This window comes from Streptomyces inhibens (assembly GCF_022221585.1).
Lineage (GTDB): Bacteria > Actinomycetota > Actinomycetes > Streptomycetales > Streptomycetaceae > Streptomyces > Streptomyces inhibens.
Genome location: NZ_CP084681.1, coordinates 669,041 through 689,110, shown reverse-complemented (window position 1 = coordinate 689,110; position 20,070 = coordinate 669,041). Strand labels below are relative to the sequence as shown.

Genomic DNA, 20,070 nt, shown 5'->3' with positions numbered 1-20,070 from the left:
AGGGTGACTCCTCAGAACTCGAATGACTCGTGGTGGATGTGACGGCGCGGCACGCCCGCCCCTCGTAGGGCACGCATGGCGGCTTCGGTCATGCCGGGCGGGCCGCAGAGATAGACCTCGTAGGCGGCCAGGTCCGGTATGAGGCGGTTCAGTGCGCGGGCCGTGAAGGGCATGGAGTACGCGGCCGGTTCGCTGACGACGTAGTGCACGACCGCGCCGCGGGCGGCGGCGATGGCGTCGAGCTCGGCGCGCAGCGCGAGATTCTCGGGCCGCCGTGCCCGGTAGAGCAGTGTGACCTCGCCGGGGAGGGTTTCGAAGAGGGCGCGCAGTGGTGTGATGCCGACACCGCCTGCGATGAGAAGCACCTTGGGGGCTCTGAGGCGGGCCGCGGTGAGCGCACCGTACGGGCCTTCGGCCCACACCCGCGTTCCCGGCCGCAGTCGTGCGAGTGCCGCGCTGTGCCCGCCGGCCTCCTTCACCGTGATGCGCAGGCGGTGGGGGAGCGGCGGCGCCGAGAGGGAGTAGGGGCTGGCGGTCCACCACAGTCCTGGTGCCAGAAAGCGCCAGCGGAAGAACTGGCCGGGCTGCGCGCCCAGTTCGGCCAGGTGGTGACCGGTGAGATGGACCGAGACCACGCCCGGTGCCTCCTGGCGGACGTCGGCGACGCGGAGCCGGTGGCGCAGCGCCCGCTGTACGGGAAGCAGGAAGCGGTACCAGGCGATGAGCGCCGCCACCGCGAAGTAGAGGGCGTACCAGGCCAGTTGGGCAGGACGGTGGCCAACGAAGTCGGCACCGTTGGAGAGCTGGTGGCCGAAGGCGAGGAAGACGGTCAGATAGGTGGCGAAGTGGAGGTAGTGCCACGTTTCGTAGCTCATTCTGCGGCGTGCCGCCCGCGCTGAGACGATCCCGGTGGCGATCAGGAGCAGAAAGGCCGCGGTCGCTTTGAGCATGTCGGGATAGTCGAAGACGAGATCGCTCGTCTCGCTCACCACGTTGTTGTGCGAGGCCAGCGAGTACCCCCAGATGATCAGCAGGGTGTGGGCGAGTACGAGGGAGATGGTGTACCGGCCGCCCATCGCGTGCCAGCGGGCCAGGCGGTCCGTTCCCAGACGGTGATCCAGCAGGGGAACCCGGGCCATCAGCGCGACCAGCACCGCGCAGGCGTATCCGGCGAGCAGGCCGGTGATCCGGCCGGCGCCGGTCAGCCAGTCCGCGGGGCCCACCACCGAAGCGGTGCCGGTCCACCACAGGCCGAGGACTCCGGCGGCGCCCGTCCAGATGACTCCCTGGGCCAGCAGCGGTGTGAGGGACGGTGGCAGGCTGCGGGGTGCACCGCGGCGGGTGTGCGAGATGGTGCTCATATGGCTCCCTTTCCGTGGTGGGCGCCAGCGTCGCAGTGCAACCTCTGAAGAACCTCTGAGCGCCGCGACGACTCCGCACTGCACGGGGAACCCAGAGCGCAATTCATAGGAAACTCAGAGCAAGCTCTTAACCTTGCGCGCCGGAGTGCGGGGGATGCTGGACAGACCATGAACACTCACCGCCCCGCTGCCCATCCGCGAAGCGACGACGGCTCGCCGATGCGTGTCCTCGTGATCGACGACGAGCCGGACCTCACCGAGGTGCTGTCCGGCGTTCTGTCCGGCGAGGGGTGGCAGGTCCGCACCGCGGCCGACGGCGGCACGGCGCTGGCCGTGGCGCGGACCTTCCGCCCCCACGCCGTCGTCCTGGACTGGATGCTGCCCGACATGGATGGCCTGCGAGTGCTGCACCTCCTGCGCCAGGAGCTGGAAACGGTCCCTGTCCTCTTCCTGACTGCCCGAGACGCCGTGGAGGACCGTATCGCCGGGATCACTGCGGGCGGCGACGACTATGTGACCAAGCCGTTCAGCCTGGAAGAGGTGCTCGCCCGACTGCGTGGCCTGCTGCGCCGGGCCGGCAGGACACCGGAGACGGACGGTGACCGCCTGGTCGTCGGGGATCTGGTGATGGACGAGGAGGCCAGGGAGGTCATCCGCGCGGGCGAACTGATCGACTTGTCCCGTACGGAGTTCGAACTGCTGAGATTTCTGATGCGCAATCCGCGGCGGGTGCTGTCCAAGGCACAGATCCTCGACCGCGTCTGGTCCTATGACTTCGGCGGCCGGTCACATGTGGTCGAGCTCTACATCAGCTATCTGCGCAAGAAGATCGACGCAGGCCGGGCCCCGATGATCCATACGGTCCGCGGCGTCGGATACGTCCTCAAGCCGCAGTTGTCATGATCAGCGCCCCCATTACCCGGGCCTTTGTGAAACGGCTGCTCCCGCGCACGCTGCGCAGCCAGCTCACCGCGGGGCTCGTCGCGCTCCTGGCGCTCGCGTGCGTGGCCGTGGGGGTGACCACGGTCGTCGCGCTCGAGGGCTTTCTGGTGCGCCGCCTGGACCAGCAGCTCGCCGCGTCGGCCGGCCGGTTCGCGGTGAGTCTGGAACACGAGGCGCGGCCGGACGCCGACAACCGGCCCGATACCCGCGGCCAGTCGGAGGGCACCTTCGGCGCACGGCTACTGCGCGGCACACCGACGCAGGCAGCCGTCGTGCGGCGGCAGACGGATGCCACGGTGCCGCTCACCGCCACCGACCGCCGGGCTCTGGCGGGCCTGCCCACCGACGGCACCGGCCACGGCATCCGCCTGTCCGCGCTGGGCCGGTACCGCGTCAACGCCGTAGTGGGGGACGACGGCGATGTGCTGATCACCGGCCTGCCGCTGCACCCGGTCGAGGAAACCGTGCACCGGCTGGAAGCGGTGGAGACGGCGGTCTTCGGCGGGGCACTCGTGGTCACCGGCGTGCTGGGGGCGCTCTGGGTACGGCTGTCGCTGCGACCGCTGCGGCGCGTGACCGCCACGGCTGCGAGCGTGGCGGAGCTGCCGCTGGCCAGTGGTGAGGTGGCCATGCCGGCGCCCGTGCCGGTGGCCGACCCTCGCACCGAGGTCGGCCAGGTGGGCACCGCCCTCAACCGCTTGCTCGGCCATGTCGGAAACGCCCTGGAACGCCGTCAGGCGAGTGAGGAGCGACTGCGTCACTTCGCTGCCGACGCCAGCCACGAGCTGCGGACCCCGGTGGCCAATGTCCGCGGTCACGCAGAACTCGCCCTCCGCCACAAGGGGCCCGTGCCCGGCGAGGTACGGCGCGCCCTGGACCGTATCCAGTCCGAATCGGAGCGGATGAGCCGCCTGGTGGACGACCTGCTGCTGCTCGCCCGCATCGACGCGGGCCGTGCTCTGGAGCGGAAGCCGGTGGATCTGACCCGACTCGTACTCGATGCCACCGATGACGCACGGGCGGCCGGGCCCGACCACCGGTGGCTGCTCGACCTTCCTCGGACGGCGGTGACCGTTGCCGGGGACGAACACCGGCTCCACCAGGTCATCGGCAACCTTCTCGCCAACGCCCGTACCCACACCCCGGCCGGCACCGCGGTGACGGTACAGCTGGTGAGTGGCGAACAGGGCACTCGGCTGACGGTTGCGGACGACGGCCCCGGCATCCCCGAAGAACTCCGGCCCGAGGTCTTCGGCCGCTTCGTACGGGCCGATCACAGCCGTTCGCGTACCGCCGGCGGCACCGGGTTGGGTCTCGCGATCGTCCAGGCGGTGGTCATCGCGCACGGTGGCACGGTCACCGTGACGAGCCGTCCCGGGGGCACGGCGTTCACGGTGGCGTTCCCTCCGAACCCGAGCGCCGGAGGCTGACCGTTCGGCTCCGGGGGCTTCGTCGGGCGCGGGCTGCCACCCTGCAGCGGCGGGATCGGTTCGGCCAGGAACTACGGACGCCGGTGCCGCATGCACCGGTTCGATGCCGCGGGCGAGGTCACGTCGTCGCACAGATGGTTTCGACGAAGTGCCCCACCTTCTCTTCCGGGAGGTGCCGGGCCAGGTCGGCTTCACTGATCATGCCGACCAGCCGATGGTCGTCGATAACCGGCAGCCGCCGGATCCGGTGTTCCTCCATGGCGTGCAGGATCTGCTCCGTTCCCGCTTCGGCGCTGATGGTGAATGGCTTGCCCTGGGAGAGCTCGCCGGCGGTCATGGTCTTGGGGTCCTTGCCCCTGGCGAGGCACTTCAGGACGATGTCGCGGTCGGTGATGATCCCATGGAGCCGGTCGTCAGGACCGCAGATGGGAAGTGCGCCGACATCGAGGTCGTGCATCCGGCGTGCCGCGTCCACCAGGGTCTCGGTCTCCTGCACACAGGTAGCGCCACTGTGCATGATGTCGCGTGCGGTAGTCATTGCGCTGACGTCCTCAAGTTCGTACGGGATGGGCGTGCGGCCTGAGCTCCCGCGCGCCGCCCTGTGGGGCCTGGAACCAGTGTCCGGCTCATGGACTGCGGGTTGAAATAGGTCGAATGGCCCCGCCTTACGCGGCTGAGCAGCAGGACTGCCGGGCGAGCGGCCTCGAAGCGGTGGTCATCCCTTGAGCACTCCCATGGGGACGAGGCCCGGGGCGGTGCAGTGTGGAAGCCGTGCGACGGAACCATGCCGTGACTCGCCACCTCGTCCGAGTGGGGCCAGGGTGCCGGTCGTGCCGAGAACGGCCAGCATGGAAGAAGCAGAATCAACTGCCGCCCATTCGCGGAGGTGAACCGCGATGACTCTGCCCATACGACACCGCCATGGCAGCCTGATGGAGCGGGGATTTCCCTGGCATGAGCCGATGACGGCCGATTTTGAGGACCTGTTCGAGAGGATGAACCGGTTTCTGCAGTCGGCTTCCCTCACACCGTCGTTGACCGAGACGATGAACTGGGCTCCGCTCGCAGACATGCACGAGACCGACGATGCGTACACGGTCGAATGCGAACTGCCCGGCATGAAGCGTGAGGACATCGACGTCGAGATCACCGAGCGCGAGCTGTGCATCTCGGGAGAGCTGAAGGAACGTGAACGGGAAGGCGTGCTGAGGCGCCGGGGACGCCCCACCGGGCGTTTCGAGTACCGGGCCTTGCTGCCCACCGACGTGAAGGCCGAAGACGTCCAGGCAACCCTTTCTGACGGGGTCCTTACGGTGACCATTCCCAAAGCCAAGGCGGCCAAGCCCCGCCACATCGAGATCCAGGGCTGAGTCTCAGGCCGCTCAAGAGCTGACCGTCCCTCGCGCAACCGGTGCGGCCCGTACCTCAGCCGCCTGTGGCCGCCTCACCCAGGGCATGGTTCCTCGCGGTGCACAGCCGCCCGGCGCGGAGGACGGCCACCGTCACGCCGGCTGCGGGACCGGGCAGGTATGTCGTCACCTCGCCACAGTCCGGTTCTGCCGCCGGTGGAACGGGTCAGGGATCTTCCGGGTGGCGTTGACCACGGCGGCCAACTCACCCAACTGCCCGGTGACGAACCAGAACAGGTCGTCGAAGGAGACCACTCCGACGAGCCGCCCTTTGTCCACCACGGGCAGATGGCGGGCTTCGATCGAGCGCATGGCATGCATCGCGGCCGGGACCGGGGTGTCCGCCTCCACGGTGACCGGGTCCGTCGACATCAGAGCCTCGACCCGCACTGTCGGCGAGAGCCCGCGGGCCATCGCCCGTACGACCAGATCCCGGTCGGTGATCATGCCCACCACGTGATCGTCTTCGACCACGGGCAGAGCCCCGACGCAGGCGTCGGCCATGTGCCGGGCCGCATCCTGCAGTGACGCGTCCAGGGGGACGCTGGCCGGGGGAGTAGTCATGAGGTATTTGATCTGCATCTTCTTCGCTGCCTTCCTGGACGGTTCCGGTGCCCGCCCCTGCCTGGCCAGGGGAGTGGGCACGCCCGCCTGCCCAGCGCACGAAGGCAGGCGAGGTGGTTCAAGGGCATGACGGGTTCCTCCTGGCCGATCGTGCGGGTTTCCACGGGTCGTCGACCGAGGCCGGGAGCCACCCAACAGGCCGACGGTTGGATATGGGCCGCTTCACCACGACGTGAACCGCAGCAGCACTTCCCAGACTGGTCCCCGATCGACGGTGAGCGGAGGGCTGAAGGTCCCTGCAGCCGGACAACCGGCCCCCAAGCCGGGACGACGCATGTGAGGTCGCGGGTTGCCGTGTTCCGTTCTGCAGGACGTGGGAAAAACGTCGACCGTGGAAGGGAGACGACGGTCGCGACTCCCGCCGTCCGTATCGCGGAAACGGCCTCGTCGAAGGGCCTGCCCCGCGTCAAGGGAGCTGTCAGTGATCACAGCAGTCCGCCTGTCAGGCCGCCATCCGACGCGGTCGGCCAAACCGGGGCCACCACGTGAGCCGCCCAAACCGCCGGCTCCGTCGCCGGCTCCCGCCTGGCGGCCGTGGCTGCTACCCATCGCCCTGGTGATCGTGTTCGTTGTCCTCCTGATGCGTTCCCAGACCTCGCCGGGGACTGCGTTCTCGTACAGCGACTTCCTCGGCAAGGTGAACACCGGCCAGGTCAAGACCGTCGACATCAACGACAAGGGAGCCGTTGACGGGACCCTCATGGACGGACGGAAATTCACCACCCGGATTCCTACCGCGCTGGACAACAGCAGCCTTGAGCCACGGTTGCAGTCCAAGAAGGTGGACATCACCGCCTCCAGCAGCGGCGGCAGCAACTGGCCGGGGACGCTGCTGGCGGTGCTCCTGCCGCTGGTGCTCCTTGGTGCGCTGTTCCTGTGGACTGGGCGGCAGGCGGCACGCACGCTGTCCGGAGGGCTGAGTGGCATCGGACGGTCCCGGGCGAAGATCATCGAGGCCGAGCGGCCGACCACCCGCTTCGCCGATGTCGCCGGGTACGAGGGCGTCAAACAGGAGATCAGTGAGGTCGTCGAGTTTCTGCGCCACCCCGAGCGCTACGCGGTGGCCGGCGCCAAGGGCCCGCGCGGTGTGCTCATGGTCGGGCCACCAGGCACCGGCAAGACCCTGATCGCACGCGCCGTGGCCGGGGAGGCGGAGGTCCCCTTCCTGTCAGTGACCGGATCGGCATTCGTGGAGATGTTCGTCGGGGTCGGTGCCTCCCGGGTACGCGACCTCTTCGCCGACGCACGCAAACGTGCTCCGTCGATCATCTTCATCGACGAGATCGACGCCGTCGGCAGCCGTCGCGGCGGGGTGCGGCTGGGAGGTAACGACGAACGCGAGCAAACCCTCAACCAGCTCCTGGCCGAGATGGATGGCTTCGACCAGAGCAGCGGCATCGTGGTGCTCGCCGCCTCCAATCGCCCCGAAGCGCTCGACCCCGCACTGCTGAGGCCAGGCCGCTTCGACCGGCATGTGACCGTACCGCTGCCCAACCAGGCCGAGCGCGCGGCGATCCTGGCCGTCCATGCCCGCGGCAAGACACTGGCCCCCGACATCGACTGGAACGTCGTCGCCCGAGCCACCCCGGGCTTTTCCGGTGCCGATCTCGCCAACCTCGTCAACGAGGCCGCCATCAATGCGGTCCGTGCGGGCGGCACCGTCATTTCCGCCCAGGACCTGGACACTGCCCGCGACCGGGTCCTGCTCGGACGGCGCGAAACCTCCAACGCCCTGCTCCCCGAGGAACGCCATGCAGTCGCCGTCCACGAGTCCGGCCACGCCCTCGTCGCTGCCCTGTGCGAGCATGCCGACCCGGTCGCGAAGGTGACCATCCTGCCCTCCGGACCGACCCTGGGCGCCACCGAGCAGCTTCCCGAAGCCGAGCGGCACCTCTACAGCGAGGCATACCTGACCGACCTGCTGACCGTCCGGCTGGGCGGCCGAGCCGCCGAACTCGTCGCCTTCGGTGAAGGCTCGACCGGAGCCGCCGACGACCTGGCCGGCGCCACTCAGATCGCCGGCCGCATGGTCCGCGATTTCGGGCTGTCCCCCGCCCTCGGCCCGGTCGGCTACGCCGCGGGCACCCCTCAGCGCATCGGCGGCGAGACCCCCGAAGAAGCCCTGCAGCGGCCCTACTCCGAGCAGACCCAGCGCATCATCGACGAGGAGACCGCCCGCCTGGTACGGCAGGCCGAGAAACGCGCAGTGGTCCTGCTGCGCGAACACCGGACGGCGCTGGAGACCCTCGCCGGGCTGCTCACCACCCGTGAAACCGTCGATGGTTCCGTCGTCCTCGGCGTACTACGAGAACACCGGCCAACCGGTGATCGCGATGTCGATGCGGCGGGCAACCCCACGACGTTGTCCTGATCGCAACAAGGTCGGCAGCCAAGGCGCATCCGGAGAGTGCGGTGGCGAGGCGGCCCCCGGTGGCCGTCCGCCGGACGACCCGCGGCCGGCCCGCCCAGGTGGTCCCGCCATGACAGCTCTGGCAGGCCTCCTCGGCCGACCGGCCACGGAAGGGTCCGGACGGCCCCTGTCGGGCGGGCCCCGGCGCATCCGAGGCTGGAGGTGTCACCGGGGCCATGTGACGCCGGTCCGCGTACCGAGGAGGCATCATGCTGAACACCCCGCACATCGTCCGTGACGTGATGACCGAGACGGTGGCCGCGGTCGACCGGGAGGCGCGGTTCAAGGAGATCGTCGAGACCATGGAGCGCTGGAAGGTCAGCGCGCTGCCGGTCCTGGCGGGGGAGGGCCGCGTGGTCGGAGTGGTGTCCGAGGCCGATCTGCTGCCGAAGGAAGGGTTCCGGGAGGCGGACCCCGGCCGCCTGGAGCAGCTGCGGCGGGTCGACGACGTGCGGAGAGCGGAAGCGGTGACGGCGGGGGAGCTGATGACCAGCCCCGCTCTGACCGTGCGAGCCGACGCCACGCTCTCCCAGGCCGCGCGGACCATGGCGCGAGAGTCTGTCAAGCGGCTGCCTGTGGTGGACGGGCACGGCGTACTCCAGGGGATCGTCAGCCGTGCCGATCTGCTGAAGGTCTTCCTGCGCTCGGATGAAGACCTCGCGGAGGATGTCCGCCGGAACATCCTGGGAGAGCTGTTCGCGGTGCCTGCCAAGGATTTGCAGGTCACGGTCGTGGACGGGGTCGTCACGCTCAGCGGGCGGGTCCGGGACACCTCACTCATCCCGGTGGCCGCACGGCTGGTGCGCGCGGTCGAGGGCGTGGTGGACGTGGAGTTCGACGTGACCGGCCCGGATCCCGCGCGGACGGGGCCAACGACGGTCAAGGACCGGCACATCTGACCGTGCGGTCGCCGCTCTGACGACGATGCCGTCCCGGGTGCGCTGGACGATGGCGAGCAACTCCGCCCTTTCCTGCTGGGCGACGTGGAACTTGTCGAGCGCCCGGTGGAAGTCGTCGATGAAGGTGTTTGGAACGACGGCACTGTCGTGTCCACGAACGTGGGACGGCCAGCCTCTCGTCAGAGCGGCTGGCCCTCGAAGGGGTCGCCGGAGCCGGGCTTGAACGTCGTGCCGAGGTCGTACTGCGCGATCCCGAAAGGTTGAAAATCGGCATCGGCAAGGACGCGGTAGAGGAACTCAGAGGTGGACATGTCGTACCGGTGCCATCCGCCGACGTCATTGGACCGCGCAAGGACGGGGTACTCGCCCGGCCGCTCGGCATCGATCAGCCAGAAGTACTCGTCGGCCCATTCGGTGGAGCCCCACTCAACCAGCCCCTTGCCGCCCGGCGCGTAGATCGCATAGGGATCGACGGCGGAGGCGCTTCCGAGCTTGCTGTCCTGGTCGGTCGACAGGGAGACCCGCCACTGTGTCAGGAAGTCGAACGAGATGCCCTCGTCGCGCCCCAGAATGTAGACGGAATCACTGAAGACGCCGCCGCTGAACGCCTCGTAGAGCTCCTTGTAGTCCGCCGGCAGCGGAACCCCCAGCTCTCCCTCGATCGCCGCCCAGTCGACGGAGATCCCGAGTGGCTCCCACCCGGTCAGTTCGATCACTCGCTGAACCCACATACAACAATCTTTTAGCACTGGTTTTCGTTCCGATGTCCCTCACCCCCTCGTTGCTCACGTCAAGATCGGCAGCTATCGCACTCAGCCGACCTCGGCGGGTTCCTCAGCCGGGGCTCGTGTGCTGACGAGGCGATAGGAGTCAGTGCCGGTCTCGATGATGGTGCCGCTGAGGGTGAGGCGGTCGACGAGGGCCGCGCAGAGCCGGGGCGTGCACGGACGTGAGGGGACGCATGCGTGGCGTGCCCGGGACCGGCCGACCGGCAGGGGTTGGGGCCGGACGGCCCCTGCCCGGGGCGGACGGGAGAAAGCAGGCTGGAGGTGTCACCACGGCCGTGCGACGCGGTCCGTATCGGTCCGTATCGAGAGGAGGCGTCATGGAGCACTCTCCGCACACCGTCAGCGATGTGATGACCCAGACCGTGGTCGCGATCGGACAGGATGCGCGGTTCAAGGAGATCGTCGAGACGATGGAGCAGTGGAAGGTCAGCGCTCTGCCCGTGCTCGCGGGGGAGGGGCGGGTGATCGGGGTGGTCTCCGAAGCCGACCTGCTGCCGAAGGAAGAGTTCCGGGAATCGGATCCGAGTCGTCTGGAGCAGCTGCGGCGGCTGGACGATGTGCGCAAGGCCGGTGCGCTGACGGCGGGGGAGCTGATGAGCGCGCCCGCCCTGACGGCGCACGCCGGTGACACTATTGCCCAGGCGGCACGGACGATGGCGTACAAGTCTGTGAAACGGCTTCCCGTGGTCGATGGTGAGGGGCTGTTGCAGGGCATTGTCAGCCGCTCCGACCTGCTGAAGGTCTTTCTGCGCTCCGACGAGGACCTGGCGGAGGAGGTGCGTACCGAGATCATCGGGCGGCTGTTCGCCGGCGCCTCGACGCATCTGGAGGTCACCGTCACCGACGGCGTGGTTACCCTCCGCGGCACGGTCGGCAACACTTCGCTCATTCCCGTCGTGGCACGCCTGGTGCGGGCGGTCGAGGGTGTCGTGGACGTGACGTTGGACGTGAAGGGTTCGGCTCCCGCCCGGATGGGACCGCCGGTGGTGGGTCCTCAAATCTGAGAGCTGCTGTGCATCGCAGGGCCGGTCGGCTCGCGAAGGGCACCGGGTGGCCCTCGTGAGGATGGTCCGCGACAGCAGATCGTGAGAGTCAGATCCCTGGAGAAGGGCATCGCGATGACACACACCACCTCCGGTACGCGTGAGGTCTGCGCACTGCTGGCCGACGGAAGCACGGTACGGCTGCGTCCGGCGTGCCAGGAGGACCGCGGACAGGTACTCCAGCTCTACGACGAGATGTCCGCCGACAATCTGCGCAGAAGGTTCTTCGCAGCGAGCCGCCGCTCCGGAGAGCAGGCTGCGGACAGGCTCTGCGCGCCGCCTGGCCCCGGACACCGCACGCTGGTCGCCGTGCATGGCGACCGGCTGGTCGGCGTCGCCGAGTACGAGACCATCGACGACCCCGCTTCCGCGGAGATAGCCCTGGCGGTGGCTGACGACTTCCACCATCGGGGCGTGGGCACCCTGCTGCTGGAGCATCTCGTCCACACCGCCCGCGAGAACGGGGTCGCTGTCCTTACCGCCGACGTACTCGCCGACAACCATCCCGTACACAGGGTCTTCGCAGACCTCGGGCTGCATGTCACCCGGCGGTACGAAGGCACCACGGTGCGCGGCATCATCCGCCTCGCGCCGGACGAGCGGTTTCTCTCGGCGGTGGACATCCGTGGCCGTACGGCTGACATCGCGAGCATGCAGCCGCTGCTGCGCCCCCGTTCCATCGCCGTCATCGGAGCCGGGACCCGGCCGGGGTCGGTCGGGCGGGCCATCCTGCACAACCTCCGCGAGGCTCACTTCTCCGGGCTCCTCCACGCGGTCAACCCGCATGCACACGCCGTGTTGCGCATCCCGGCGTACGCGTCCGTCGCAGACCTTCCCCGGCCGCCCGACCTCGCCGTCATCGCGATACCGGCTCCTGCTGTTCCCGAGACGGTGGTCCAGTGCGGAAGGGCGGGGGTCAGAGCGCTGGTGGTCGTGACATCCGGTCTGGACGCGAGCCGGACCGCGGAGTTGACGGCGGCCTGCCGTCACTGGGGGATGCGGCTGGTGGGCCCCAACTGCCTGGGCATCGCCAATACGGAAGAGCCGGTCCGTATGGACGCGACCTTCGCCGTGAGAAAGCCGCTGCCGGGAACCGCGGGGGTCGCCGTGCAGTCCGGCGGGATCGGCATCGCGCTTCTCGACGGGCTCTCCCGCTTGGGCATCGGCATCTCCAGCTTCGTCTCGCTCGGTGACAAACGCGATGTGAGCAGCAACGACCTCCTGCAGTGGTGGGAGTGTGACGGCCGAACCGATCTGGCGCTGCTGCACCTGGAGTCGTTCGGCAATCCGCGCGCCTTCTCCCGTACGGCCCGGCGCGTCGCGCGCCGCATGCCGCTGCTGACGGTCGACGCCGGGCGTTCGGGCGCAGGCCGTCGCGCCGCCGCCTCGCACACCGCGGCCGCGGCGACCCCGACCATGACCCGCGGGGCGCTGTTCACGCAGGCCGGTATCACCGCCACCCGCACCCTCGGCGAGCTGCTGGACGCCGCGGCTCTGCTGCACTCCCAGCCACTGCCCGCAGGCGGAAGGGTCGCCGTGGTCTCCAATGCCGGCGGGGCCGGAGTGCTCGCCGCGGACGCGTGCGTGGACGCGGGACTGACCGTCCCCGAGCTGCCATCGGACCTGGTGGGCGAGCTGCTCGCCATGCTTCCGGGAGGCGCCGGCGCCGGAAACCCCGTCGACACCACGCCGGCGGTGAGCGTGCGGACGATGAGCGACTGCGTGGACCGGCTCGCGCATTCCGGAGCGGTTGATGCGGTCCTGGTCACCCTGGTACCGACCGCGCCGGCCATGGCGGTCGGCGCTGACCTGGTCACCGCGTTGACGGTCCGGGCGCCACGGGCCCGCACCGGCCGGCCTGTCATCGCGGTGCTGCTCGACCAGGTGGAGCGGGTCCGGCTGCTCCGGACCGAAGACGGGCAGACGGTGCCTGCCTACGGTGAACCGCAGTCGGCGGCTCAGGCGCTCTGCCACGCGGCCGGACGCGCCCGCTGGCTGGCCAGGCCGCAGGGCAGCGTCGTGGAGCCGGCAGGCGTCGACCCCCAACGGGCACGCGCACTGGTGGAAGCTTTTCTCGCGCGAGCCCCGGCGGGCGGCCGGCTGGATGCGAGAGAAACCGAGCAGCTCTTCGCCTGCTACGACATTCCACTCCTGCGGCAGGCATGCGCCGTCACCGAGCAGGAAGCGGTCGATGCCGCCGAGCGACTCGCGGGCACCGATGGTGACGTGGTGCTCAAGGCCCAGGGGCCCGAACTCCTGCACAAGAGCGACTGGGGCGCCGTTCTCCTCGATCTGCACGACGAGCAGCAGGTACGAGCCGCTCACCGTGACCTGACGGCCCGTCTCGGCGCGGCCATGACCGAAGTCCTCGTGCAGCCGATGGCCGCCCGGGGCACGGAACTGCTGGCCGGCATCGTCCAGGACGACGTCTTCGGCGCCCTGGTCCTCTTCGGACTCGGCGGCACCACCAGCGAACTGCTCGCCGACCACGCTGCGCGCCTCGCCCCGCTCACCGACACCGACATCCGCGAACTGATCACCGCACCGCGCTGTGCGCCGTTGCTGTTCGGCTACCGGGGCAGCGCCCCGGCCGATGTCGGTGGCCTGGAGGACCTGCTGGCGCGTCTGTCCCGGATGGCCGATGACCTGCCCGAGCTGGTCGATGCCGAGTGCAATCCGGTCATCGCCAGGCCCGACGGAATCACCGTCGTCGATGCCGGGGTCCGCCTCCTGCCACGCCGCGCGATCGATCCCTACCTGCGCCGGCTGCCCTGAGCCATGACCACGAGCTGAGAGCGGGGCCGAGGTGAAGCGTCGACGTGTTGGAAGCGTGATGACCGGTGATGTCGTGAGCGCGCGGAGCGGGACACCGGTCGACGAAGTAGCGCGGTGGCTGGCGGAGTACGACATCAATGGCCTGCCTGTGGTGGATGCCGATGACAGGGTGATCGGCATCGTCTCCACGACGGACCTGAGGCGCACACGGCGCGCGACAGGCGCAGACGGCGGGCTCACCGTCGGGGCTGTGATGTCCGCTCCGGCTCGTACGGTCCGTGCCGACGACTCCGTTGTTCATGCGGCCCGCATCATGAGCACAAGCGGCATCGAGCGTCTCCCCGTGGTGGATGAGGAGGCCCGCTTGGTCGGCATGGTCACCCGGCGCGATGTGCTGCAGATCTTCGCCCGTCCTGACGCGGATATCCGCGACGAAGTGACCGACGAGATCGTGGTGCGGGCGCTGTGGCTGGCCGCGCAGAGCGTGGACGTCGCGGTCCATGACGGTGTGGTAACCCTCAGGGGGAATCTCGAGAGCAGCGGCGAAGTGGCCATCGCGGTACGGATGACACGACAGGTCGACGGCGTGACAGCCGTGGTCAACCGCCTCACCTATCGGCGTGAGGCTTCGTACCGGCAGGTGGTGTAGCCAGCGGCTCACGTCGATCTACTCCAGATGACCTCCGCGCTGATGACGTGGCCGCGCTCGGCGCGGAAGAAGGGGCACGTTTCGCGAGCCGCCCGGCACATCCGCCGCGGTTCAGGGCTGCCGATGTCCCCATTGGGAGTCCGTTTCCGCCCAGTCCTTCTCCCACTGAGCGTAGCGTCGGCGGTTCAGCAGGGCGACTCCGGCTTTGTCCGCGCCGAAGAGGAGCAGACCGGTACCGGACGCGGCGACAATGCCGACCGCGATGCTCTGGGCGACGGCATCGTCAGGAGTGACGGGATTTCGCAGCAGGGAACCGTGCCGGTCGAGCCGGGCGGTGGTCCGATCGCCGGCCCGTAGGCCCGGTGGCACGGCCGTCTCTCCGGTTCGGGCCGTGCCGTCCGTGGCCGTCCACCGCACTGTGGCGAGGACCCGGCCACCGGCGCCGTCCGCGGAACCAACGCCGATACGAGCGGGGGGATCTTCCGTGAGCACGGCGGACACGCTCCGCCACTCGTGGCTCTGCCGCTGGGACGCGGCGTCCAGTGCACTCGCGGCCGCCACACCGGCGGCGGGCGCCGTCACGGCGATCAGGACCGCAGTGGCCAGGAGCATCCAGGACTCAGCCACGTCCGTGCCGCGCTTCAGCGGGCTGCGCAGCCACAGTCGGCGGATCTTCTTCAAGGGCATCGCGCACCCCTTTCGCCTGTCCTTCGACCTTGGCACGCCCGACGAGCACAGGTGAGGGGCCGAACGGCCTCAGCAGAGACGCGGGCGGCGGCGCCGGTACGGCGGGCGTGGGACCGTTCGGCCCTGGCGCGCTCATCCGGCACGATTCACGATGGGCGGTAGGCGGGGCGGACGTCGTACCCCAGCCCGGAGGGCATCATGAGCGACGCGGAAGGATTCTCACCTCAGCGGCCGATCCGCGTGTTCCTGCTCGACGATCACGAGGTCGTCCGCCGAGGCGTGCAGGACCTGCTCGACGCCGAGCCTGATATCGAGGTGGTGGGCGACGCCGGTACGGCCGAGCACGCGCTTGCCCGGGGCCCGGCGCTGCGGCCGGATGTCGCGGTGCTGGACGTGCGCCTGCCGGACGGCGATGGGGTCTCCGTATGCCGGGAGCTGCGTTCTCGCATGCCGGGGCTGGGCTGTCTGATGCTCACGTCGTTCGACGACGACGATGCGCTGCTCGACGCGATCATGGCCGGTGCGGCCGGCTATGTGCTGAAGGAGATCAAGGGTGCCGATCTTGTCGCCGCGGTGCGTTCGGTCGCCTCCGGTCGCTCGATGCTCGACCCCGCGACGACGGCGCGGCTGATGAGCACTCTGCGGGGCGAGTACTCCGACGAGGAGCCCGAGGCGGATGCGCTGTCGAGTCTCTCGCCACGGGAGAGGGAGATCCTCGGACTGATCGGCGAAGGGATGACGAACCGTCAGATAGGAAAGCGGCTCTACCTTTCGGAAAAGACCGTCAAGAACCACATCTCCCGGCTGCTGGCCAAACTCGGTGTGGAGCGGCGTGTCCAGGCAGCCGTCCTCGCCACTCAGGCCGCCGCGGCACCGGACCCGGCAACGGGTCGGCATCACGACTGAGGCGTGTGGCGCGTACCGCTACCCCGAGGGCAGCGGTACGCGCCACACCAGGCGGGCTCCGCCTTCCGCGGGTGCCTCAATGGTCATCTCTCCGCCCATGCTCTCCGCCCGGTTGGCCAGGTTGTTCAAACCGCTGTGCCGACCGTCTCCCGGGATGCCCTCGCCGTTGTCCTCGACCGTCACCGTCAGCCCCCGGTCGCGGACGGTCAAGGACACATCCGCCGCACTGGCGTGAGCATGCTGCGCGGTGTTGGACAGCGCTTCGCCGAGCACGGCCAGCACATGATCGGCGATCTCCGCCGGCACATCCGTGTTGAGGAGTCCCTCCATGCGCAGGGACGGCGTGAACCCCAGCGTGCGGGCCGCCTGTTCCACCGCAGCGACCGTACGGGACCGCAGGCCCTGTGCGGCCCGCCCGGAGTCGTGGGCGCGGAGGCCGAAGATGGTGGACCGGATGATCTTGATCGTCTCGTCCAGATCGTCCACCGCCCGGAGCAGGCGTTCACTGGCCTCTGGATGATCGACAAAACGCAGCGCGCTCTGCAGTGTCATGCCGGTGGCGAAGAGCCGTTGAATGGCCAGATCGTGCAGGTCACGCCCGATGCGGTCATGGTCCTTGAGCAGAGCCAGCTGTTCGGCGTCCTGGCGTTGGTCGGCCATCTCCATGGCGAGGGCCCCTTGACCCGCGAACGTCAGCAGCGGCGCGGTCTCCGGCTCGGTGAACGGATCGCGGCCGTGGAGCCGGGCCAGCAACAGCACACCGCGCACCCGCTCGCCGGTAATCATCGGGACGGCGACCGCGGGCCCCAGTCCTGTCCAGCGGGGCGGGCCGGCGGTGATTCTGGGATCGTGCTCGACGTCAAGGCTGATCAAGGGACTCCGGGCGGTGAGTGCCGCCCCGACGAACGACCCCTGGCGGGGGAGGACCAGGCCGTGGTGTGCCTCGGCATCCACGCCCGCAGCGAGGGCCACACTCAAGCTGTCGCCATCGATGGGCAGCGCCAGCACGCCGAGATCGGCGGAGAGAATACGCACGGCGTGGTCGACGATCATTTTGAGGACGTCGGTGTCGCCCGCGCCGGGCAGCAGACCGGCGACGATCTCACCATTGGCCTCCAGCCACCGTTGCCGGTAGCGCGCTTCCTCGTACAGTCGGGCATGCTCAATGGCCACACCGGCCGCCACCGCCAGCGTCGACAGTACGGTCTCGTCCTCGGCATCGAATTCCCTGCCGCCACGCTTCTCAGTGAGGTAGAGATTGCCGAAGACCTCGTCGCGGATCCGGATCGGCACCCCGAGGAACGAGTGCATCGGCGGGTGATGCGGCGGCAAGCCGTATGACGAAGGGTGCTCACCCATTTCGGTCAGGCGCAGCGGTGCGGGATGGTGGATCAGCTCACCCAGAATTCCGTGGCCGGCCGGGAGGTGACCGATGGCCTCGGCCTCCTCCTCGGAGATCCCGACGGTCAGGAACTGGGAGAGCGGGGAGTTCTCCCCGATCACGCCGAGCGCCCCGTACTCGGCGTCCACCAGGACGGCGGCGGCCTCGACGATACGGCGCAGCACCTGCGACAACTCCAGCCTGCTGCCCACGTTCATCACCGCTTCGAGCAGGAGACGGGCCGGTCTGCCGGTGCTCTGTTCCACCGCCTGGAGGCGCTCCTGGAGGTCAATCGGCAGCGCGCTCAGCCGCGAGCGTGTGACTTCGTCTCGGCCAGGTCTCTCGTCAGGCACGTCACCCTCCGCGGTGGCCACCCGGTGCGCGGCCACACCTTCCACGGTAGCTACCGCGGACGTACGAGCACTTCGAAGCGAGGTGAGGGGAACCGGAGAACAGTAGGCCATTCGGCCCCCTGGCCGCGCCCACCGGCTCATTGATCGGAGGAGGGAGCGTCCAGCAGGCTCGATATCGGGCGACGTCCTCACCATTCGTGTCGAGCGTGCAGAGCATCCGAAAAGCAAGGAGAATTCTGAATTCCACCGTCGGCGCCATACCCTCCGTGCCGCCGTTCCTCTCAGGTACACAGCCCTCTCGTTGGCCCGGTCAGATCTGTTTCCCTTTCTCCGTTCCCCGAAAGAAGGAAAGCCATGGAGCCGGAATTGATCACTGTGGGGCTCGACGGCTCACCGGAGAGTCTGGCGGCTGCACAATGGGCAGCTGACGAGGCGGACCGTCGGAATGCAGTGCTGCGACTTCTCCATGCCTGGATCCTGCTGGCTGCCGAGGCGCCGGATACACCCCCCGAGCGCGACCAGAACGTCGGCGCACGGCAGATCGTGCACCAGGCCGCGCAAGAGGTGCGTGAACGCCATCCCCATCTGCAGATCATGGAAGACCTGGTGGGATCCGAGGCCGAGCCGGCACTGCTGCGCGCGGCGGACGAGTCACGGATGGTCGTGCTCGGGTCACGGGCTCTCGCGCCGTTGGAGAGCTATGCACTCGGAGATGTCAGCCTGGACGTCGTGGGCCGGGCAGAAGGGCCGGTCGTTCTCGTCCGAGGGGAGAGGCGTGCAAAACCACCGCGGCCTGCGCCACAGGTCCCGGAGCCACGGGTCGTCGTCGGCGTGAGCCTGAACGGGCCCTGCGAACCCCTGCTCGCCTTCGCCTTCGACGCCGCGGCGAGCCGTGGACTTCCGCTGCAGGTCGTGCACGGGCGTACGCTCCCTGTGCACGCCTACGTGCCTTGGGGGATCGAGCCGGAAGTCGCAGAGGAGGTCACCAAGGAGGCGGAGGACGTGCTGCGGGAGACCGTACGTCCTTGGCGGGAACGCTTCCCCGACGTGCCGGTACGGCTGACCGTGTTGCCGGAAAGTCCGACCCGGGCCATGGTGCAGACAGTTCCCGGGGCGGCACTTCTGGCAGTCGGCCGCAGGCGGCACCGCCCGTTCCTCGCGCCGCGCGTCGGCCCCGTTGCGCACGCCGCGATCCACCACGTGACCTGCCCTGTGGCTGTGGTCCCGCACGACTGAGGGAACGGCTGGCGGCGGCAAGCCCGGACATACAGGCGACCGGGATCAGTCGCTCAGCGGGCCGCGGTGCGCCCTCGTCGGTCGGCTTGACCGGTCGGCTGCTTCCGGTTCCCGATTCCGCGCGACGAGGCCCGTACGCCCTCCAAGTCGTCGTAGGCCGTTTTCATCAACTGGGCTGCCAGATCGCTCATCGCCCGGCGGCCGCCAGTTCGTCGCCGATCTCGGGGACGTCCACGTCCTCCGGCCGGCACCGGGCCCTGCCGTGCCCGGTGAGCGCTGTGGTGCCGGTATCGACCACCATGCGTGCCTTGGTCGGCCGGTCTTCTTCGAAGAGGTAGAGACGGACTGTCCATTCTCCGGTCCTGGTCATGACCTGCCTCCTGTGTCGGGGCAGGTGGACGGAGCCCCGGTGTTGAGTGGCTGCGCCGGGGCCGTTGCGGGCCGCCGATGGATACGGTGCCTTCACTGTGGGACGACGCCGCTGCCGACAGGGAGGGGCTGAACTTCCTTGGGTCGGACCCGACCGGCCGCCTTGAGGGAGAAATCGTTGAGGGCCCGTGAGTCGTGTGCCGAGGGTGGCCGATGCCAGGAAGCCGCAATCACTCATCGGCCCGAGCGTGGTGTACGAGGTCCTCTTGGATCCGCTGGACGAGCGGTCCGACTGCGGCCGCGACCTGCGGCGACAGCCCGGTTCCCGGACTGGTGTCGGCGGCCTCGACGGCGTAGACGAGCAGCTGCCCAGGCAGTCGATCCAGTGTGCGGGCGAGCCGGACGGTGTCGCCCAGCGCGAAGCCGTGCGAGCTGTTTGTATCGCGAGGCGTACGCGGCGGACCGCCGTCGAGCGGCAGGCGGTGCACGCGGCCGGGGCGGGCAGGATGGGCGTGTGCGGCGTCCACGACGATGGCCAGGCGCGCGTCTTCCCAGGCGCTGATCAGGCGCGTGGGCTCGCCATCGGTGCGGGTCAGCCTGGTGCCGTCGGGGAGTGGCCGCCGCGCTGCCCGGTCCGCGAGGCCGGCCACGACCGCCCAGCCCACGCCGTCGTCGCGCCGGAAGTCGTTGCCGACACCGATGACCACGATCTGTGTGGTGGCAGGAGAAACGTCCATGACCCGATGCCTTCCCACGCGCTGCCGTGTGCCGGGCTTTCTGTAAGCGCAGCTGTACCCGCCAGGCCCGT

17 protein-coding genes and 2 pseudogenes are annotated in these 20,070 nt (G+C 69.2%); 10 read left to right on the top strand and 9 right to left on the bottom strand.

The genetic code is table 11. The features are described from left to right. Positions 1-11: 11 nt before the first annotated feature. A complete protein-coding gene (locus KI385_RS03350) occupies positions 12-1,361 on the bottom strand; it encodes a ferredoxin reductase family protein (protein ID WP_238570731.1) in 1,350 nt (449 codons plus the stop codon). 168 nt (positions 1,362-1,529) lie between these two features. On the opposite strand from KI385_RS03350, the gene KI385_RS03345 reads away from it, so the two are divergent. Both KI385_RS03345 and KI385_RS03340 read left to right on the top strand, forming a co-directional pair. Further along, positions 1,530-2,264, top strand: coding sequence for a response regulator transcription factor (locus tag KI385_RS03345; protein WP_238570730.1), 735 nt, complete (start codon positions 1,530-1,532; stop codon positions 2,262-2,264). Positions 2,265-2,290: 26 nt separating this feature from the next. Then, positions 2,291-3,733 (top strand): sensor histidine kinase, encoded by a 1,443-nt coding sequence (locus KI385_RS03340; RefSeq protein ID WP_238570729.1) that lies wholly within the window; start codon positions 2,291-2,293, stop codon positions 3,731-3,733. 118 nt (positions 3,734-3,851) lie between these two features. Here KI385_RS03340 and KI385_RS03335 read toward each other — a convergent pair whose 3' ends face one another. Further along, positions 3,852-4,271 (bottom strand): CBS domain-containing protein, encoded by a 420-nt coding sequence (locus tag KI385_RS03335; protein ID WP_238570728.1) that lies wholly within the window; start codon positions 4,269-4,271, stop codon positions 3,852-3,854. A gap of 358 nt (positions 4,272-4,629) precedes the next feature. Here KI385_RS03335 and KI385_RS03330 point away from each other — a divergent pair, with 358 nt between their 5' ends. Continuing rightward, a complete protein-coding gene (locus KI385_RS03330) occupies positions 4,630-5,103 on the top strand; it encodes an Hsp20/alpha crystallin family protein (RefSeq protein WP_238570727.1) in 474 nt (157 codons plus the stop codon). A 165-nt stretch (positions 5,104-5,268) separates the two neighbouring features. Here KI385_RS03330 and KI385_RS03325 read toward each other — a convergent pair whose 3' ends face one another. Beyond that, entirely contained in the window at positions 5,269-5,706 is a 438-nt protein-coding gene (locus KI385_RS03325; RefSeq protein ID WP_238570726.1) for a CBS domain-containing protein, read from the bottom strand. A gap of 481 nt (positions 5,707-6,187) precedes the next feature. Between KI385_RS03325 and ftsH the strand changes: the two genes are divergently transcribed. Together ftsH and KI385_RS03315 are read left to right on the top strand one after the other, a co-directional pair. Beyond that, positions 6,188-8,137, top strand: coding sequence for an ATP-dependent zinc metalloprotease FtsH (gene ftsH, locus KI385_RS03320; protein WP_281066784.1), 1,950 nt, complete (start codon positions 6,188-6,190; stop codon positions 8,135-8,137). A 248-nt stretch (positions 8,138-8,385) separates the two neighbouring features. After that, positions 8,386-9,075 carry a CBS domain-containing protein gene (locus tag KI385_RS03315; RefSeq protein ID WP_238570724.1) on the top strand — a complete coding sequence of 230 codons (690 nt, stop codon included), beginning with the start codon at positions 8,386-8,388 and terminating at the stop codon, positions 9,073-9,075. Positions 9,076-9,254: 179 nt separating this feature from the next. Here KI385_RS03315 and KI385_RS03310 read toward each other — a convergent pair whose 3' ends face one another. Continuing rightward, positions 9,255-9,806 (bottom strand): SMI1/KNR4 family protein, encoded by a 552-nt coding sequence (locus KI385_RS03310; protein WP_238570723.1) that lies wholly within the window; start codon positions 9,804-9,806, stop codon positions 9,255-9,257. A gap of 81 nt (positions 9,807-9,887) precedes the next feature. Further along, positions 9,888-10,013 (bottom strand): annotated as a pseudogene (locus KI385_RS03305) (IS21-like element helper ATPase IstB); the annotation flags it as partial. A gap of 167 nt (positions 10,014-10,180) precedes the next feature. Between KI385_RS03305 and KI385_RS03300 the strand changes: the two are divergent. The 3 genes from KI385_RS03300 to KI385_RS03290 all read left to right on the top strand — a co-directional run bounded on the left by KI385_RS03300 (position 10,181) and on the right by KI385_RS03290 (position 14,330). Beyond that, the gene (locus KI385_RS03300; RefSeq protein WP_238570722.1) at positions 10,181-10,867 is read left to right on the top strand and encodes a CBS domain-containing protein; all 687 of its coding nucleotides are present in this window, start codon (positions 10,181-10,183) and stop codon (positions 10,865-10,867) included. 114 nt (positions 10,868-10,981) lie between these two features. After that, positions 10,982-13,681 (top strand): bifunctional acetate--CoA ligase family protein/GNAT family N-acetyltransferase, encoded by a 2,700-nt coding sequence (locus KI385_RS03295; protein WP_238570721.1) that lies wholly within the window; start codon positions 10,982-10,984, stop codon positions 13,679-13,681. A 58-nt stretch (positions 13,682-13,739) separates the two neighbouring features. Next, entirely contained in the window at positions 13,740-14,330 is a 591-nt protein-coding gene (locus KI385_RS03290) for a CBS domain-containing protein (RefSeq protein ID WP_342593427.1), read from the top strand. A gap of 111 nt (positions 14,331-14,441) precedes the next feature. On the opposite strand, the gene KI385_RS03285 is transcribed toward KI385_RS03290, so the two are convergent. Then, positions 14,442-15,017 (bottom strand): Rv1733c family protein, encoded by a 576-nt coding sequence (locus KI385_RS03285; RefSeq protein WP_238570719.1) that lies wholly within the window; start codon positions 15,015-15,017, stop codon positions 14,442-14,444. Between the two features lie 198 nt (positions 15,018-15,215). On the opposite strand from KI385_RS03285, the gene KI385_RS03280 reads away from it, so the two are divergent. Next, a complete protein-coding gene (locus KI385_RS03280) occupies positions 15,216-15,923 on the top strand; it encodes a response regulator (protein WP_238570718.1) in 708 nt (235 codons plus the stop codon). A gap of 18 nt (positions 15,924-15,941) precedes the next feature. On the opposite strand, the gene KI385_RS03275 is transcribed toward KI385_RS03280, so the two are convergent. Next, a complete protein-coding gene (locus KI385_RS03275) occupies positions 15,942-17,570 on the bottom strand; it encodes a sensor histidine kinase (RefSeq protein ID WP_425356857.1) in 1,629 nt (542 codons plus the stop codon). 441 nt (positions 17,571-18,011) lie between these two features. On the opposite strand from KI385_RS03275, the gene KI385_RS03270 reads away from it, so the two are divergent. Further along, positions 18,012-18,893, top strand: coding sequence for a universal stress protein (locus KI385_RS03270; RefSeq protein ID WP_238570716.1), 882 nt, complete (start codon positions 18,012-18,014; stop codon positions 18,891-18,893). Between the two features lie 53 nt (positions 18,894-18,946). Here the strand turns inward: KI385_RS03270 and KI385_RS03265 are convergent. Next, positions 18,947-19,263, bottom strand: a pseudogene (locus KI385_RS03265) (DUF1876 domain-containing protein). Between the two features lie 229 nt (positions 19,264-19,492). Then, on the bottom strand, positions 19,493-19,999 hold the full coding sequence (locus tag KI385_RS03260; RefSeq protein ID WP_238570715.1) for a hydrogenase maturation protease: 507 nt from the start codon (positions 19,997-19,999) through the stop codon (positions 19,493-19,495). Positions 20,000-20,070: the final 71 nt, after the last annotated feature.

Bases quoted from the DNA above. Each gene is read 5' to 3' on its own strand.
- KI385_RS03270 (WP_238570716.1), top strand. From the start codon at position 18,012: ATGGAGCCGGAATTGATCACTGTGGGGCTCGACGGCTCACCGGAGAGT.
- KI385_RS03290 (WP_342593427.1), top strand. From the start codon at position 13,740: ATGACCGGTGATGTCGTGAGCGCGCGGAGCGGGACACCGGTCGACGAA.
- KI385_RS03295 (WP_238570721.1), top strand. From the start codon at position 10,982: ATGACACACACCACCTCCGGTACGCGTGAGGTCTGCGCACTGCTGGCC.
- KI385_RS03335 (WP_238570728.1), bottom strand. From the start codon at position 4,271: ATGACTACCGCACGCGACATCATGCACAGTGGCGCTACCTGTGTGCAG.
- KI385_RS03285 (WP_238570719.1), bottom strand. From the start codon at position 15,017: ATGCCCTTGAAGAAGATCCGCCGACTGTGGCTGCGCAGCCCGCTGAAG.
- KI385_RS03350 (WP_238570731.1), bottom strand. From the start codon at position 1,361: ATGAGCACCATCTCGCACACCCGCCGCGGTGCACCCCGCAGCCTGCCA.
- KI385_RS03310 (WP_238570723.1), bottom strand. From the start codon at position 9,806: ATGTGGGTTCAGCGAGTGATCGAACTGACCGGGTGGGAGCCACTCGGG.
- KI385_RS03330 (WP_238570727.1), top strand. From the start codon at position 4,630: ATGACTCTGCCCATACGACACCGCCATGGCAGCCTGATGGAGCGGGGA.
- KI385_RS03280 (WP_238570718.1), top strand. From the start codon at position 15,216: ATGAGCGACGCGGAAGGATTCTCACCTCAGCGGCCGATCCGCGTGTTC.
- KI385_RS03315 (WP_238570724.1), top strand. From the start codon at position 8,386: ATGCTGAACACCCCGCACATCGTCCGTGACGTGATGACCGAGACGGTG.
- KI385_RS03345 (WP_238570730.1), top strand. From the start codon at position 1,530: ATGAACACTCACCGCCCCGCTGCCCATCCGCGAAGCGACGACGGCTCG.
- KI385_RS03300 (WP_238570722.1), top strand. From the start codon at position 10,181: ATGGAGCACTCTCCGCACACCGTCAGCGATGTGATGACCCAGACCGTG.
- KI385_RS03325 (WP_238570726.1), bottom strand. From the start codon at position 5,706: ATGACTACTCCCCCGGCCAGCGTCCCCCTGGACGCGTCACTGCAGGAT.
- KI385_RS03260 (WP_238570715.1), bottom strand. From the start codon at position 19,999: ATGGACGTTTCTCCTGCCACCACACAGATCGTGGTCATCGGTGTCGGC.